This window comes from Cupriavidus basilensis, assembly GCF_029335485.1.
Lineage (GTDB): Bacteria > Pseudomonadota > Gammaproteobacteria > Burkholderiales > Burkholderiaceae > Cupriavidus > Cupriavidus basilensis_E.
The window spans coordinates 1-14,024 of record NZ_JARJLM010000486.1 but is presented as its reverse complement, the minus strand read 5'-3'; the positions used below and the strand labels follow the sequence as shown (position 1 = coordinate 14,024).

Below are 14,024 nucleotides of genomic sequence, written 5' to 3'. Positions count from 1 at the left end.
ACCGCCATGCCCCGGCCGGGCGGCCGGGGACGCGACATGGCGATGGATCCGCCCTGGTCAGTTGCCGATACCGAGCAGCTCGACTTCGAAGTTCAGCGTGGCGTTGGGCGGAATCGTGCCCGGCACGCCGCGCGAGCCATAGGCGGTCGGTCCCGGGCAGACCAGCTTGGCCTTGCCGCCAACCTGCATCTTCTGCACGCCTTCGGTCCAGCACGGGATCACGCGGTTCAGGGGGAAGGAAATGGGCTGGCCGCGCTTGTAGGAGCTGTCGAACTCGGTGCCGTCGGTCAGCGTGCCGCGATAGTGCACCTTGACCACATCCGAGGCCTTGGGCGTCGCACCCGTACCCTTGACGATGTGCTGGATGGACATGCCGGAGGGCAGGGTTTCGACCGCGGGGGCGGCTGCATGGGCGAGGGAGGCCATTCCAACGGCGGCGAGTAGCAGGGCAATCTTCTTCATGAGTCTGTTGTCTGTTGGTGTTGACTGGTTGGGAGGCGAGCGGCTGGACAGGCCGGAAAGGTAGCATCTTAAACCGGATGCGGATCTCCCCTGGGCCTGCGCTGACCGGAGCGCTGCGCCATGCCGGGCGCCGGACGTCTTTCCGGTCTCAGCCAGCCTGATTTGTGCCATGGCGCCCTGTAAATTACGCCATGCGGACTGGACACGCTGCTGATGCCTGGCACGGACTTCCCATACCATGCCGGCAGTTCTGCCCCGGCAAGGCGAAGCGACAATGACGCCAGCTATCTCCACCAGGGAGGCAAAAGGCTTCAGCCCGTACCGGCTGCGCGCCATGTTGCCGCGCATGCGCAGCCAGTAGCACCCGGCCGCAAACTTGGCTACAGTGGGAACCTCATTCAGCTTGCGTCATGCATGAGGATATCCATGGAAGCCCAGCGCCTGCAGTTCCCGGGAAGTGACGGTCAGCTACTCTCCGCGCGGCTGGATTTACCGGCCGGGCCGGTACGCACCTTCGCCTTGTTCGCCCATTGCTTCACCTGCGGCAAGGATGTGCTGGCAGCGACGCGGATCGCGCAGGCGCTGACGGCACACGGCATTGCCGTCCTGCGCTTCGATTTCACCGGCCTTGGCGGCAGCGGCGGCGACTTCGCCAATACCAATTTTTCCTCCAACGTGGCTGACCTGCTGGCGGCGGCGGACTATCTGCGGCAGCATCACCGGGCGCCCGCCTTGCTGATCGGCCATAGCCTGGGCGGCGCAGCCGTGCTGAGCGCCGCGCAGGGCATACCGGAGGCCAAGGCCGTGGTCGCCATCGCCGCGCCGAGCGATCCCGGCCATGTGGTCGGCCTGTTCGGCGACCAGGCTGCCCGCATCGAATCGGAAGGCGAGGCGGAGGTCAGCCTTGCCGGCCGTCCGTTCCGGATCAAGCGGCAGTTCATCGAGGATGTGGCTGAGCAGAAGCTGCTCGATAGCGTGGCGAAGCTGCGCAAGGCGCTGCTGGTCATGCATGCGCCGCAGGACGATACCGTCGGCATCGACAATGCCACCCAGATCTTCATTGCCGCCAAGCACCCGAAGAGCTTTGTCTCGCTGGACCGCGCCGACCACCTGCTCACACGCAAGGAGGACGCTGTCTATGTGGCCAACACCATCGCCGCATGGAGCCAGCGCTATCTCGGCATCGATACGCTCGAGGTGCCGGCCGCGGTGGCCGAGGAAGGGCTGGTGCGCGTGGAGGAGAACCACGCCGGCAAGTACCAGCAGCGCATCACCGCGGGGCCGCACCGGCTGCTGGCCGACGAGCCGGTTTCCTTCGGCGGCCTGAATGGCGGCCCGGCGCCCTACGATTTTCTGCTGGCCGCGCTGGGCGCCTGTACCGCCATGACCATGCGCATGTACGCCGAGCGCAAGGGCCTGCCACTGGAGCATGTGGCAGTGGCATTGCGCCACGAAAAAATCCACGCGGCCGACTGCGCGGAATGCGCCACGACCGAAGGCAAGATCGACTGGATCGAGCGGGAGATCACCATGCAGGGTCCGCTGGACGAGGCTCAGCGTGCTTCCTTGCTGGAGATTGCCGACAAATGCCCGGTGCACCGTACCCTGCATTCCGAAGTGGTGGTGCGCACCCATCTGGCGGCGACGGCCCCGGCATAGGCGGCCGGCGGCAAGGGACCCAGCCGCAGGAGCGGAGCCGTGGCTGCTCCCGCGGCTGTCGGCGCGCCGCTGTTCGCCGTGGCCTCAGACCAGGGTCGTCTCGATCCGCGATGCCGCCTTCAGGAACAGCGTCACCGGCGTGCGCTCGCAGATTTCCGCCAGCCGCTTGCGTTCGGCTTCACCCAGCCCGGCCGCGCTCACCCTGACTTCGCGCCGGATGAAACGCGCCTCGTCCTTGCCCTGGAAGACAGCCGTCACCTCGATCTCCGCCGCCGGCCACTGCTTGCGCTCCATGTACATCTTCAGGGTGATGGCTGTGCACGAGACCAGCCCGGACAGCACGAAGCCGAAGGGCGGCGGGCCCTGGTCGGTCCCCCCCAGCCCGGCGGATTCGTCGCCGACGAGCGGATGGGTGCCGGCCTGGAGATGCACCAGGTAGTTCGGATCGGCCTGGCCGATCCTGGCGGTGGCTTGGGAGCTTGACATGGCAATTCAATTCCATGGGTTGGTCGATGGGACCGATGGATGGGATGTTACGCAGGACCGTGCAAGTGGGGAAGGCCCGCGTGGCCCTGTTTGCTACGTACCTCCTGCACGCGCAGCGCAACCAGGCTCACTTTGGCGTGCCGGTGGGCATTCGGCGGGATCCATCGCAAGCTCGATGCCGCCGCATCGGGCGGCGTCTACACTGTAGGTACCGGTCGGCAAACTCGGGAGGGCGCATGGATTCAACGCAGGTCTTGCCGTTATTGCTGCATTTCGACCAGCACCTCGGCAGCGCCATCTCGGCGTACGGGACCCTGGTCTACGGCATCCTGTTCGCTGTCGTGTTCTGCGAGATCGGGCTGTTGCCGCTGTTTTTCCTGCCCGGCGACCCGCTGCTGTTCATCTGCGGCGCGTTCTGCGCCTCGGGAGCGCTGAAGCTCTGGATATTGATGCCGGTGCTGCTGGTTGCCGCGGTGGCGGGCAGCCTGCTGAACTTCGCGATCGGCAAAGCCATCGGCACGCGCGTGTTGGCCGGCGACTACCGCTGGATCCATCGCGATGCCTTGCGCAAGACGCATGATTTCTACCAGCGCCATGGCGGGCTGACCCTGCTGTTGTCTCCCTTCGTGTCCGTGGTGCGTACCTTCGCGCCGTTCGTCGCGGGTGTTTCCGCCATGCCGGCAGCACGCTTCGCGCTGGCAGCGAGTGCCGGCGCGGCTCTCTGGGTGATCTCGCTGCTGGTGGGTGGCTACCTCTTTGGCAATGTGCCGCTGGTGCGCGACCATATGAGCGCCCTGGTGCTGCTCGGTCTTGCGCTTGGTCTCGGCTCGCTGCTGGTGGCAAGCGCCTGGCGCGCGGTACGGGCCAGGCAGGGCGCGCGCGGCTGATTCCGGCGCGCCTGGCACTTGGGGTGGCGCGCGTGCGCGGTGCCGGCTTGCCTGCCGGTGCCACCGGCGGGGCAGCAGGGCTGTATTCCGCCGTCGCCGCTTCGCAAGCGCGGGATGAGGGGGATGCTTCAGGGGCAGGTCGAGTCATGATCCTTTTCCTCAGGCAGATGCGAGCCGCCCTGAGGGCCGCGATGCCTTGCGTGGAAAGCGCTGGCCGTCCTGCATGGGCTCACGTACCTCCTTCCTTACGGATGTCGACCCGGAGCCTCTTGCCCTCAGGCAGTGATCCGGCGTGTGCAATAGCTGTGCAGCCTTCATCGTTCTGTCATCAGCGCCACCCAGAATGCGCTCACTGTTGATGCAAGGAGAGTGGGATGACGCATGCGATCGAAGTGCGCGGCCTGACCAAGTCGTTCCAGGCGGGACGCCGTGCGCTGGATAACGTCGGCCTTGCCGTCGCTCCCGGTGAAATGGTTGCCCTGCTGGGCGCCTCGGGCTCGGGCAAGTCCACGTTGCTGCGGCATATGGCGGGTTTTATCGCGGCCGATGCGGCGGGCGCCGGCGAAGTGCTGGTCAATGGCCGCACCATCCAGCAAGGTGGCCGGCTGGCGAACGATGTGCGCCGCGCCCGGGGCGAGATTGGTTTCGTGTTCCAGCAGTTCAACCTGGTCGGGCGCCTCCCGGTCATCACCAATGTGTTGACGGGCATGCTGCCGCGCATACCACTGTGGCGCAGCCTGATCCGCTACTTCAGGAATGAGGAGATCGACGCCGGCCTCGATGCGCTTGCCCAGGTTGGTATAGACGACTATGCGTTTCGGCGGGCATCGACCTTGTCGGGCGGCCAGCAGCAGCGCGCGGCAATCGCCCGCACGCTGGTGCAGAACGCACGGGTGATCCTGGCCGACGAGCCCATTGCATCGCTCGACCCGGAGTCGGCGCGGCGCGTGATGGAGCTGCTGGCGCAGATCAACCGCAGCCGCAAGGTGGCGGTGGTGGTGTCCCTGCACCAGGTCGATGTCGCGATGCGCTACTGCACGCGCGTGGTCGCGCTGCGCCAGGGCAAGGTGGTCTACGACGGCCCCTGCGCGGCGCTCACGCCGGCCATGCTGCGTGACCTGTACGGCACGGAAGCCGCCGAACTGCTGCCCGATGGGGCGGGGTTCGACGTCCCCGCGCCAGCCGTGATCGCCGGCAGTCTGGCGGCGGCCTGATTTTCACCAGGATTCCACTGTTTTTTTGCAAGTCTTTCCGTAAGCACCCCCATATGGCTTTTCCACGGAGTTCCCTCATGCTGCGCAGAACCCTTGTTGCCCTGATCGTCACGAGCGCCGCCGGCGCGCTCTGCTTGCCCGCTTTTGCCCAGGAGAGCAAGACGCTGAGCATGGGCTTTATCTCGACGGAGACCTCGTCCAATCTGAAGTCCGCATGGCAGCCTGTGGTCGACGACCTGGGCAAGCAGCTGGGCGTCACGGTCAAGCCGTTCTTCGCCTCCGACTACGCCGGCATCATCGAAGCCATGCGCTTCAACAAGGTGCAGGTCGCCTGGTTCGGCAACAAATCGGCTATCGAAGCGGTGGACCGCGCCAATGGCGAAGTCTTTGCCTCGGTGATCGACAAGGACGGCAATCCGGGGTATTGGTCGCTGCTGATCGTCAATAAGGACAGCAAGCTGAAGACGCTGGACGACGTGCTCAAGCAAGGCAAGACGCTGAGCTATGGCGCGGGCGATCCGAACTCGACCTCCGGTACCGCCGTGCCGGGCCACTACCTCTGGGGTGCCCACAATATCGATCCGAAGGCTTTCTTCAAGACGGTACGCGTGAGCAACCACGAGACCAACCTGCTGTCGGTGCTGAACAATCAGGTGGATGTGGCGGTAACACCGAAAACATGGAGCGCTACCGCATCAATACGGGCAAGAACGCCTATGACCAGATACGGGTGCTGTGGAAGTCGCCGTTGATCCCGGCGGACCCGCTGGTCTACCGCAAAGACCTGCCGGCCGACGTCAAGGCCAAGGTCAAGGCCTTCTTCGTCAGCTACGGCAAGGGTGCCGACGCCGCGCGCGAGAAGGAGAACCTGGCCAAGCTGACCTATCAGGGCTTCCGTCCGTCCACCGACGCGCAACTGGTGCCGATCCGCCAGATCGAGCTGGCCAAGGAAAAAAGCAAGATCGAGACCGACACCACGCTGGCGGCCGCCGACAAGGAAAAACGCCTGGCCGATGTCAGCCGCAGGCTGGCCGAACTGGACAAGATCGCGGCTGGCGCGCAGTAAGCCCATCGCGCCTGCGCCAGGCGATTGCCAGGCGCAACCCCGGTGCGCGGCCCGTCCCGATGCGGGGGCGGGCCATCGCCGCGTCCGGGTGTACTCATGGCCTGCCCCGGTTCGCCGCCGTCCGATTCCGCGGCATTGCCGTTTTCATTGCTGTTTGAGCTTCCTGCCTTCATGCATTCTCGCGTCACCCCCGCCATGACCCCAGCCATTCCGCCTCGTGCCGCCCGCCCGCCGCGTGCCAGCCTGCCAGTCCTGTTCGTCTGGGCGGTAGTGCTCGCCTTGCTGGCGTTGTCATGGAAGGGGGCCGACATGCGTCCGCTCGCCCTGTGGACAGATTCCGGCAATATGGCGAGATTCGCCGCAGACTTCTTTCCGCCCAGCTTCCGCGACTGGCGCATCTATGTGGACGAGATGCTGGTGACGGTGCAGATCGCCATCTGGGGCACGTTCATTTCCGTGGTGCTGGCGGTGCCGCTGGGCCTCGCATGCTCGTCCAATATGGTGCCGGGCTGGGTCTACCAGCCGATGCGGCGCGTGATGGACGCCTGCCGCGCCATCAACGAGATGGTCTTCGCCATGCTGTTTATCGTGGCCGTGGGGCTGGGGCCTTTTGCCGGCGTGCTGGCGCTTGCCGTGCATACCACCGGCGTGCTTGCCAAGCTGTTTTCCGAGGCGGTCGAAGCGATCGACCCGCGCCCGGTGGAAGGCGTGCGCGCCACCGGCGCCGGCGCCCTCGAGGAGATCGTCTACGGCGTGATCCCGCAGGTGCTGCCGCTGTGGATCTCCTACGCGCTGTACCGCTTCGAGTCCAATGTGCGTTCCGCTTCGGTGCTGGGCATCGTTGGCGCGGGCGGCATCGGTACCGTACTGTGGGAAATCATCCGCAGCTTCCAGTATGCCGAGACCTGTGCGGTCATGATCATCGTCATCGCCTTTGTCACGCTGATCGACCTGCTGTCGTCGCAGATCCGCAAGGCGCTGATCTGACGCGCCGGCCACCAGATACTCCACGCCAATCATCATGACGATTCTCCGGCGCATCGAAATTCTTTTTTCCGGCCATGGCACCGCCTTCTACGGCGGCGAGGCCATCACCCAGACCGAGCACGCGCTGCAGTGCGCGCAACTGGCCGAACAGGCCGGCGATCCCGAATCCCTGGTGGTGGCCAGCCTGCTGCACGATCTCGGCCACCTTGTGATGGCAGAGGACAGCAGCACCGACATGCGGCACCAGGAAGTGGGGGCGGACCTGCTGGCCGTCGGGTTCGGGCCCGATGTGACCGAGCCGGTGCGCCTGCACGTAGCGGCCAAGCGCTACCTGTGCGCCACGGACCCGGCCTACCACGCCACGCTGTCCCCGGCTTCGCAGCACAGCCTGGTCCTGCAGGGCGGCCCCTGCGATGCTGCCCAGGCCGAAGCCTTCATCGCCCGCGCCCATGGCCCGGCCGCGGTGCGGCTGCGGCGCTACGACGACCTCGCCAAGGTGGTTGGCCTTGCCACGCCGCCGCTGGCGCATTACCTTCCCATGGTGGCGCGCTGCATCCGGCGCGCCTCCTGAGACGTGGCCAAGATCCCCCATCGAAGCGGAAACCAGGACCGGATCCTGCATGGACAAGCCAATTGAAAGCGCCGCCGGCGGCCTGACGCTGCATGAGGTCCGGGGCAGCGACGGCGAGCTCCTGCAGGTGGCCGGCTTGCTGTCCGAGATGGACGGCGAGCCGCCGCTCTCCTTGCCACGCATGCGCACGCTGTTCGCGCAGCTCCAGGCGATGCCGCATTATCGCTGCTACCTGATGCGCGGCGCCGCCGGCGAGCCGCTCGGCACGTTCTGCCTGCTGGTATTCCCGGTGCTGGCGCACGAGGGGCGCAACGAGGCCATCGTCGAGAGCGTGGTGGTAACGCACGCGGCGCGGGGCAGCGGGGTGGGCTCCGCCATGATGCAAGCCGCCATGCGCCTGGCACGGGAAGCCGGCGCCGACAAGCTGGCGCTTTCGTCCAACGCCAAGCGGCTGCAGGCGCACCAGTTCTATCGCAGGCTTGGTTTTACCGAGCATGGGGTCAGCTTCAGCATTGCGTTGCTGGAGGCCCCTGAGCGTGCATGAATCCCTGCTGGGAATTTTCATCCGTGCGCCGATAGCCACCGCGACCGGCAAAGCCGCGCGGGACCGGATGCATCGCAAGCCAGGTCAGCTGCCAACGTCGATGGCGTCGACGCGATCGGGATAGAAGGCCAGGTGACCGGCGATGGCGGCGACGGCTTCGTAAGGCGCCTCGTAGGTCCATACGGCGTTGCGGCCACGCTCGCCCGCGGCGGGGATGCTGTAATACGCGCAATCGCCTTTGTACGGGCAATAGGTCTTGTGTCCGGTGCGCTCCAGCATCGCCATGTCGACATCTTCGCGCGGGATGTACTGGACCGCCGGGTAGGACGCTTCGCGCAGTGTCAGGGCCGCCCGCGTGTCGGCGACGATCCGCCCGCCGATGGTGACCACGACGCGGCCGCCCTGCGGCCCGATGTCGATCGGATGGTCGGGGCCGGGTACTTTGACTGTTTTGGCTTGCATGGTGACACCGTTTCTTCCTTGCGCCGGACCGGGCCATTCCGGTTGAGCCAACCAGGCCGCGCCTGCAAGAGATGAAGAAATCGCCACGGAGGCGACGGGGGCCGGGGAGAGAGGGAGACCGGCTACATCGGGAACCATAGCAGGGGACTGCGCCGGAAAAAAGCGCCGCGGTGGAATACTGCGCTCAGCATTGGCTAACAATGCGGCAGGGCCTGGTGCGTCAGGCGCAGCAATGCGTTGGCCGCATCTTCCAGCGCGCCGCTATTGTCGATCACCGACAGGCGGCAGCCTGCCGGCACCGCGAACGGTTCGCCGGCGCGCTGCAGGCGCCGGACGATGGCCTGTTCGTCTTCGCGGCCGCGCAGGCGCAGCCGCTGCCCGAGTACCTGGGGGCGCACGCTGACCTGCACCGCGTGCAGGGCGGGATAGCGGGCGTGGGCGCGGGCGAGGTGTTCGCGTGATCCGTTGACCACCACGCAACAGCCTTGCGCGAGCCAGTCGTCGAGTTCAGTGCCGATGCCGTAGTGCAAGCCGTGGCTGCGCCAGTGCAGTGCGAAGCCGCCCTGCGCGGCGCGGTGTTCGAACTCGGCGGGGGTGATGGCCACACTGGCCTCGTCGGCACTGCTGGGGCGCGTGATGTAGCGTTGCGCCACCAGCACACGGTCATTGCCGCCAAGCCGGTCGCGCAGCACGCGCAGCAGCGAATCCTTGCCGCTGCCGGACGGGCCCATCAGGTAGATCAGGCCGTTGCCAGCCGCCGGAGCGCTGGCTCCCCTGGCAGCCGCGGCAGCCGCCGATGTCATGCCGCGCTCTCCAGCATGGCTGCCCCGACGCCATCGGCAGTGCTGCCGTCGAAGCCGTAGTGGCGCGCCGTCACGAACGGCGCGTCCGGCGCCGGCTGCACGAACAGGCTGACATCGCGCACCTGCATCGGCGTGTGCAGCAGGGTGCCGCTGGCGGTTTGCAGCATGGCGACGGCATCGGCCTGCGCGGCCTGGTCCAGCAGGCCGGTCAGGGTGATGTGGAAGATAAAGGTCTCGAAGGCATACGGGTAGCCCCAGGCGTCCAGCATGCGCCGTGCCGCTTCACCCAGCTGGCCTGGTTTGCGGCGCGCCAGTTCCGCGCTGGTGGGCGGCGCGCGGAAGGCATCGAGCTCCCGTACCGCCGCGTCCGCCAGCGCGTGCATGCGCGCATTGGCGCCGGCGTCGCTGCCGAGGCACCAGGCCAGGAAGCCGCGCAGGTTGCGCAGCGCCAGTGGTGCGGCGAAGGGCTGGCGATCCCGTGCGAAGGCGCGCATCGCGGCGTCGAGTTCGGCCGGGGTGCGGCCCTCGGCAAGGCGGAACGGGGCCTTGAGGGTGGCATGCAGGCCGTAGTGGGCCGGCGCCTCGGTCCAGCGCGCGATGCGGCCGTCGCCGGGAGCCGTGCGCGCGAGCACTGCGCCCGTGTCGGCGCAGCGGCCCAGCCAGCGTGCGCCGAACTCGCGGAAGGGCGCGGCGGGGTTGAGGTAGATGGCGTAGCGGTAGGCACGGCGCAAAGGGCTCGGCTGCGACTCCATCGGCGCATCGGATAGCGGGCCGGGCAGCGAATCCGGTATGGCGTTCGGCATCGGGCTTGGCATTGGGCTCTGGCGTGATCGGGGATCGGAGAAGGGTCAGGCGGCGCGCAGCTCGCCGCCGGACAGCACCAGCGGGAAGGGGCGCGTGGCATGCCGCAGCACGCCGCCGACGATGGCGGCGCAGACCTGCGGCAGGGCGGGATCGCGGTCGTCGACGATGATGGCGTCGGCACGCAGGCCCGGGCTCAGCGCGCCCCGGTCGCTCATGCCGGCGGCGCGCGCCGGGTTGCGCGAGACCAGATCCCAGGCGGCGGGCAGCGGCAGCACGCCAAGCCGGGCTACCTGGAACGCCGCCTGCAGCGGCGCGGGATAGTAATAGTCGGAGGCCAGCACATCACACAGCCCGGCGGCGATCATTTCGGTGGCGTCGGGTGCGCCGGTGTGGCTGCCGCCGCGGATCACGTTGGGCGCGCCGAATACGGCGTGATTGCGCAGGGCGCGCGCAGCGCGGGCCACGTCGACAGTCAGCGGGAATTCAGCCACCGTGCAGCCATGCTGGTGATAGCGCTGGCGCGTGGCGGCATCGCCATCGTCGTGGGAGGCTACCTGCAGGCCGGCGGCGCGGGCTGCGGCGATCAGCCGGGCCACGGCCGCGGGCACCTCGCCAGCCTGCGTGGCGGCCTGCTCCAGCCGCTGCCGGAAGGTGGCCGTATCGCATTCGGCGCGTTCGGCGTACTGCGCCAGCTTGCGTGCGTCGTGCAGGCGGGTGGCCATCAGTGGCAGGTGGTCGTTGATGGCAAGGAAGCGTACCTTGCCGGCGTTGATCCATGCCAGCGCGGTCTCCAGCCCTGCCAGGTGATGCGCCTCGAAACGCAGGTGCACGTAGTGTCGCGCGCCCAGCGTGCCGCGCATGCGCTCGATGCCGTCGAACATGCGCTGTGCGTAGGCCTCGCCGCGCAGCCCGCCTTCCCACGACAGCGTCACGCCATGAAATTCCGTGGTGATGCCGTGCGCGAGCAACTGGCGGTCGACATCGAACAGCGCGCTGGTGTAAGGGAAACTCACGCCCGGGCGCGGCATGACCGCACGTTCGAAGGCGTCGCCGTGGATGTCGACGATGCCGGGCAGCACCAGCAGGTCGCCTGCATCGAGCGCAGGACCGGACGCGGCGGCCGGCCCGGCCAGGCAGCCGTCGCGGAACGCGAAGGCGGCCGGCGCAATGCCGCCGGTGGTAAGAACGCGGCGGCCGCTCAGGCCGGCGAGGATGGGGTGGAATGTGTGATTGGAATCCATGCTGGCGACCTTAGCGCGGGCAGATGACAAGCGGATGTCTAGACCAATTGGGTGGTTGGGGTGTTGCCGGATACTGCGTTCTTTATTGCGTTCTCTACTGCGTTCTTGATTACGTGCGAAGGCGAAACTGTAGTGTGTATCCGATGCAGCGCATCGGGCTCGGCATATTACGTTGCCGTCATTCCTGGTCGGTCACGGTCAACTGCACCCAGTCGCCGGCAAACCGTACCACGCTGTATTGCAGCGGCGTGCCGTCCGGATCCACATTGAGTGCTTCCACCTGCAGGATCGGCCGCGTCTTGGGCTGGTTGAGCTGGCGTGCCACCGGTGCGGTCGGCATGGCGGCGGTGATGCGCGACCATTTGCGGGTGTAGTCGGCGATGCCGAAATGGGCGAATGCCTTGGAAATCGACAGGCGCTCCCGCAACTGCGCGTCCATGTCGGGAAAGCGGGTGGCGTCGAAATAATGCTCCGCCACGTCGATGGTGCGGGCTTCGGCCTTGCCCAGCATCTGCACGCGCAGGATCGGCGCGCTGCGCGCCAGGCCCAGGTGTTTGGCGATCTCGGGCGCGCGCAGGGTTTGCGACTCGAGCACCTCGATATGGCCGCGCATGCCCTGGCTGGCCAGGTTCTGGGAAAAACGGGTACGCCGCCCGATGGCGTAGTCGATGGCGTGCTCCTGCACGAAGGTGCCGCGTCCTTGCTCGATACGCACCAGCCCGTTCTGCTCCAGTTCGCCCATGGCGCGGCGGATGGTGTGCCGGTTGACGGCGAACCGGCTGGCCAGCTCGGGCTCGGGCGGCAGCCGCTCGCCCGGGACATAGAGCTTGTTGCGGATGTCGAGCGCCAGGGCTTCGCCGATCTGGCGCCATACTGCGACTCCCGAACCCCGTTCGACTTCCTGTTCCACCATCGCGTCCTGCCTTTTCGTCATCCTGCGTTAATGATTGATGTGCTTCAATGCACGTTTGGATGCGATTGTGCCTCATCCGCGCCGCATCGTGGGTGGGGCAGGACACCCTTGGCGGGCGTCATCAAAGCTTCATCTGCCTGTGTTCTAGTTCGGCCATGGATGGTATTCTACATCTAAACGTATAGACGTATAGGGGATGTAAAATGGATCGAACCGATGCCGATACCGGTGCCGGCATGCAGGACGGCACGGCCGACCGTCATCAGGCAGCGCAGGCAGCCCGCGCCGCCTGGCTGCGCGTGCTGGTACTGGCTGCCCCGGCAGCCCTGGAACAGGCCGTCGGCCGGCTTGGCGCCTTGCCGGCCTATCGCCTGCTGCGCAAGCCGGAATCTGGCATGGCCATGGTGCGTGGACGGGCGGGCGGCACGGGCGCGCAGTTCAACCTCGGCGAGGTCAGCGTGACGCGCTGTGCCGTGACGCTGGACGCCGGCGTGGTCGGCGTCGGCTATGTGCAAGGCCGCGCGCATCGCCAGGCGGAGCAGATCGCGCTGCTGGATGCGTTGTTGCAACTCCCCGAATGGCATCAACGCGTGCACACCGAAGTGGTCGCGCCGCTGGCGCAAGCCCGCGCGGCCAGTGCCAGGCAAGAGGCCGCGGTGGCGGCGCAGACGAAAGTTGAATTTTTTACCATGGTGCGTGGAGAGGACTGAGATGCCAGCCCAATCGATCGCCGCCCCGGCGGCTGGATTCGACAAGACGCCCTCGGGCCATCACGGTGGCGCTGCGCCGATGCTGCTGCCTGGTTTCGAGGATCCCGTGCATGCCGCCCAGCGGACCTTCCGCGCGGCGCTGGACGCCATCTCCCATCCGGGCAGCATTGGCGTGCTGGCAGAAGCCTGCGGCGTGCCGGACGGCTTGTCGCCGGCGCTGAGCGCGCTGCTGCTGACGCTGGTCGATGGCGATACGCCGCTGTGGCTGCCGCCGCAAACGCCCGAGGGCGTGCGTGCTTTCCTGCGCTTTCATTGCGGCTGCCCGCTGGTCGCCGAAGTGGGGCAGGCGGCATTCGTGGCAGTGCCGGCCGGCCATGCCGTGCCCGAACTGGCGGCTTGCGCGCAGGGCGATCCGGCCTATCCCGACCGTTCCGCCACGTTGCTGCTCGAAGTGGTATCGCTGACGGGTGGCCCGGCCGTCACGCTGCGCGGCCCCGGCATCGAGAGCCGCGCCACGCTGGCCGCGCAGGGCCTGCCTGCCGGCTTCTGGCCCCAGTGGCATGCCAACCATGCGCGTTTCCCGCTCGGCGTGGACGTGCTGCTGACCAGTGGCGATAGCCTGTGCGCGCTGCCACGCACCACGCAAGTGGAGGATTGATATGTACGTTGCTGTCAAAGGTGGCGAACGCGCCATCCTCAATTCGTACCGCATGCTCGACGACTACCGCCGCGGCGACCGCGCCGTGCCGGAGTTGACGCTGGCGCAGGTGCGCGAGCAGATGCCGCTGGCGGTGTCGCGCGTGATGGCCGAGGGCTCGCTGTACGACCCGCACCTGGCCGCGCTGGCCATCAAGCAGGCGGCCGGCGACCTGATCGAAGCCGTGTTCCTGCTGCGTGCCTATCGCACCACGCTGCCGCGCTTTGGCTATTCTGTCGCGCTCGATACGGGTGCCATGCGGCTGCAGCGCCGGATCTCGTCCACCTTCAAGGATGTGCCGGGCGGGCAGGTGCTGGGCCCCACCTACGATTACACCCAGCGCCTGCTCGATTTCACGCTGGAGGCCGAGCGCGAGAGCGAGCCCCTGGCGCCGGCGGCGGCCACGCTGGATACACGTATGCCCCGCGTGACCGACTTGCTGCGCCAGGAGTCCCTGATCGAGCCCGAGACCGTGCCCGCGCACGATCCGGCGCCGCCCGACCTGACGCGCGAGCCGC

General features: G+C 67.2%; 16 protein-coding genes and 1 pseudogene. 10 read left to right on the top strand and 7 right to left on the bottom strand.

Annotated features, from left to right (window positions below; translation table 11 throughout):
* Nucleotides 1-57 precede the first annotated feature (57 nt).
* Nucleotides 58-462 (bottom strand): FKBP-type peptidyl-prolyl cis-trans isomerase, encoded by a 405-nt coding sequence (locus P3W85_RS30240; protein WP_017229261.1) that lies wholly within the window; start codon nucleotides 460-462, stop codon nucleotides 58-60.
* A gap of 426 nt (nucleotides 463-888) precedes the next feature.
* On the opposite strand from P3W85_RS30240, the gene P3W85_RS30235 reads away from it, so the two are divergent.
* Complete coding sequence (locus P3W85_RS30235; RefSeq protein WP_017229260.1) at nucleotides 889-2,121, top strand: bifunctional alpha/beta hydrolase/OsmC family protein; 1,233 nt, start codon at nucleotides 889-891, stop codon at nucleotides 2,119-2,121.
* An 84-nt stretch (nucleotides 2,122-2,205) separates the two neighbouring features.
* Here the strand turns inward: P3W85_RS30235 and P3W85_RS30230 are convergent, their stop codons facing one another.
* Nucleotides 2,206-2,607, bottom strand: coding sequence for an OsmC family protein (locus P3W85_RS30230; RefSeq protein WP_017229259.1), 402 nt, complete (start codon nucleotides 2,605-2,607; stop codon nucleotides 2,206-2,208).
* A gap of 236 nt (nucleotides 2,608-2,843) precedes the next feature.
* Here P3W85_RS30230 and P3W85_RS30225 point away from each other — a divergent pair, with 236 nt between their 5' ends.
* The 6 genes and pseudogenes from P3W85_RS30225 to P3W85_RS30200 all read left to right on the top strand — a co-directional run bounded on the left by P3W85_RS30225 (nucleotide 2,844) and on the right by P3W85_RS30200 (nucleotide 7,876).
* Nucleotides 2,844-3,494: a VTT domain-containing protein gene (locus P3W85_RS30225; RefSeq protein ID WP_276267481.1), complete on the top strand. Its 651-nt coding sequence runs from the start codon at nucleotides 2,844-2,846 to the stop codon at nucleotides 3,492-3,494.
* A 374-nt stretch (nucleotides 3,495-3,868) separates the two neighbouring features.
* Nucleotides 3,869-4,708 (top strand): phosphonate ABC transporter ATP-binding protein, encoded by an 840-nt coding sequence (phnC, locus tag P3W85_RS30220; protein ID WP_017229257.1) that lies wholly within the window; start codon nucleotides 3,869-3,871, stop codon nucleotides 4,706-4,708.
* 77 nt (nucleotides 4,709-4,785) lie between these two features.
* Nucleotides 4,786-5,774, top strand: a pseudogene (gene phnD / locus P3W85_RS30215) (phosphonate ABC transporter substrate-binding protein).
* 195 nt (nucleotides 5,775-5,969) lie between these two features.
* Entirely contained in the window at nucleotides 5,970-6,761 is a 792-nt protein-coding gene (gene phnE, locus P3W85_RS30210; protein WP_035814932.1) for a phosphonate ABC transporter, permease protein PhnE, read from the top strand.
* A 34-nt stretch (nucleotides 6,762-6,795) separates the two neighbouring features.
* Complete coding sequence (locus tag P3W85_RS30205) at nucleotides 6,796-7,332, top strand: phosphonate degradation HD-domain oxygenase (RefSeq protein ID WP_017229254.1); 537 nt, start codon at nucleotides 6,796-6,798, stop codon at nucleotides 7,330-7,332.
* Nucleotides 7,333-7,381: 49 nt separating this feature from the next.
* Entirely contained in the window at nucleotides 7,382-7,876 is a 495-nt protein-coding gene (locus P3W85_RS30200) for a GNAT family N-acetyltransferase (protein WP_276267480.1), read from the top strand.
* An 84-nt stretch (nucleotides 7,877-7,960) separates the two neighbouring features.
* On the opposite strand, the gene P3W85_RS30195 is transcribed toward P3W85_RS30200, so the two are convergent.
* The 5 genes from P3W85_RS30195 to phnF form a co-directional block, all read right to left on the bottom strand.
* Nucleotides 7,961-8,338, bottom strand: coding sequence for a DUF427 domain-containing protein (locus tag P3W85_RS30195; RefSeq protein ID WP_276267479.1), 378 nt, complete (start codon nucleotides 8,336-8,338; stop codon nucleotides 7,961-7,963).
* A 194-nt stretch (nucleotides 8,339-8,532) separates the two neighbouring features.
* Entirely contained in the window at nucleotides 8,533-9,141 is a 609-nt protein-coding gene (gene phnN, locus P3W85_RS30190; protein ID WP_276267478.1) for a phosphonate metabolism protein/1,5-bisphosphokinase (PRPP-forming) PhnN, read from the bottom strand.
* Nucleotides 9,138-9,893 (bottom strand): DUF1045 domain-containing protein, encoded by a 756-nt coding sequence (locus tag P3W85_RS30185; protein ID WP_276267483.1) that lies wholly within the window; start codon nucleotides 9,891-9,893, stop codon nucleotides 9,138-9,140. The genes phnN and P3W85_RS30185 overlap by 4 nt, the downstream gene beginning before the upstream one ends.
* 96 nt (nucleotides 9,894-9,989) lie before the next feature.
* On the bottom strand, nucleotides 9,990-11,186 hold the full coding sequence (locus P3W85_RS30180) for an alpha-D-ribose 1-methylphosphonate 5-triphosphate diphosphatase (protein WP_276267477.1): 1,197 nt from the start codon (nucleotides 11,184-11,186) through the stop codon (nucleotides 9,990-9,992).
* Nucleotides 11,187-11,364: 178 nt separating this feature from the next.
* Nucleotides 11,365-12,099: a phosphonate metabolism transcriptional regulator PhnF gene (gene phnF / locus P3W85_RS30175; RefSeq protein ID WP_017225742.1), complete on the bottom strand. Its 735-nt coding sequence runs from the start codon at nucleotides 12,097-12,099 to the stop codon at nucleotides 11,365-11,367.
* Nucleotides 12,100-12,335: 236 nt separating this feature from the next.
* On the opposite strand from phnF, the gene phnG reads away from it, so the two are divergent.
* From phnG to P3W85_RS30160, 3 genes are all read left to right on the top strand, one after another.
* Nucleotides 12,336-12,809: a phosphonate C-P lyase system protein PhnG gene (gene phnG / locus P3W85_RS30170; protein ID WP_035809195.1), complete on the top strand. Its 474-nt coding sequence runs from the start codon at nucleotides 12,336-12,338 to the stop codon at nucleotides 12,807-12,809.
* Between the two features lie 79 nt (nucleotides 12,810-12,888).
* Entirely contained in the window at nucleotides 12,889-13,467 is a 579-nt protein-coding gene (gene phnH / locus P3W85_RS30165; protein WP_276267482.1) for a phosphonate C-P lyase system protein PhnH, read from the top strand.
* A gap of 1 nt (nucleotide 13,468) precedes the next feature.
* Nucleotides 13,469-14,024: carbon-phosphorus lyase complex subunit PhnI (locus P3W85_RS30160; RefSeq protein WP_276267476.1), on the top strand; the 556-nt coding region annotated here is incomplete at its 3' end.

Coding starts and splice junctions, on each gene's coding strand:
- P3W85_RS30240 (WP_017229261.1), bottom strand. CDS start 462: ATGAAGAAGATTGCCCTGCTACTCGCCGCCGTTGGAATGGCCTCCCTC.
- P3W85_RS30235 (WP_017229260.1), top strand. CDS start 889: ATGGAAGCCCAGCGCCTGCAGTTCCCGGGAAGTGACGGTCAGCTACTC.
- P3W85_RS30230 (WP_017229259.1), bottom strand. CDS start 2,607: ATGTCAAGCTCCCAAGCCACCGCCAGGATCGGCCAGGCCGATCCGAAC.
- P3W85_RS30225 (WP_276267481.1), top strand. CDS start 2,844: ATGGATTCAACGCAGGTCTTGCCGTTATTGCTGCATTTCGACCAGCAC.
- phnC (WP_017229257.1), top strand. CDS start 3,869: ATGACGCATGCGATCGAAGTGCGCGGCCTGACCAAGTCGTTCCAGGCG.
- phnE (WP_035814932.1), top strand. CDS start 5,970: ATGACCCCAGCCATTCCGCCTCGTGCCGCCCGCCCGCCGCGTGCCAGC.
- P3W85_RS30205 (WP_017229254.1), top strand. CDS start 6,796: ATGACGATTCTCCGGCGCATCGAAATTCTTTTTTCCGGCCATGGCACC.
- P3W85_RS30200 (WP_276267480.1), top strand. CDS start 7,382: ATGGACAAGCCAATTGAAAGCGCCGCCGGCGGCCTGACGCTGCATGAG.
- P3W85_RS30195 (WP_276267479.1), bottom strand. CDS start 8,338: ATGCAAGCCAAAACAGTCAAAGTACCCGGCCCCGACCATCCGATCGAC.
- phnN (WP_276267478.1), bottom strand. CDS start 9,141: ATGACATCGGCGGCTGCCGCGGCTGCCAGGGGAGCCAGCGCTCCGGCG.
- P3W85_RS30185 (WP_276267483.1), bottom strand. CDS start 9,893: ATGGAGTCGCAGCCGAGCCCTTTGCGCCGTGCCTACCGCTACGCCATC.
- P3W85_RS30180 (WP_276267477.1), bottom strand. CDS start 11,186: ATGGATTCCAATCACACATTCCACCCCATCCTCGCCGGCCTGAGCGGC.
- phnF (WP_017225742.1), bottom strand. CDS start 12,099: ATGGTGGAACAGGAAGTCGAACGGGGTTCGGGAGTCGCAGTATGGCGC.
- phnG (WP_035809195.1), top strand. CDS start 12,336: ATGCAGGACGGCACGGCCGACCGTCATCAGGCAGCGCAGGCAGCCCGC.
- phnH (WP_276267482.1), top strand. CDS start 12,889: ATGCTGCTGCCTGGTTTCGAGGATCCCGTGCATGCCGCCCAGCGGACC.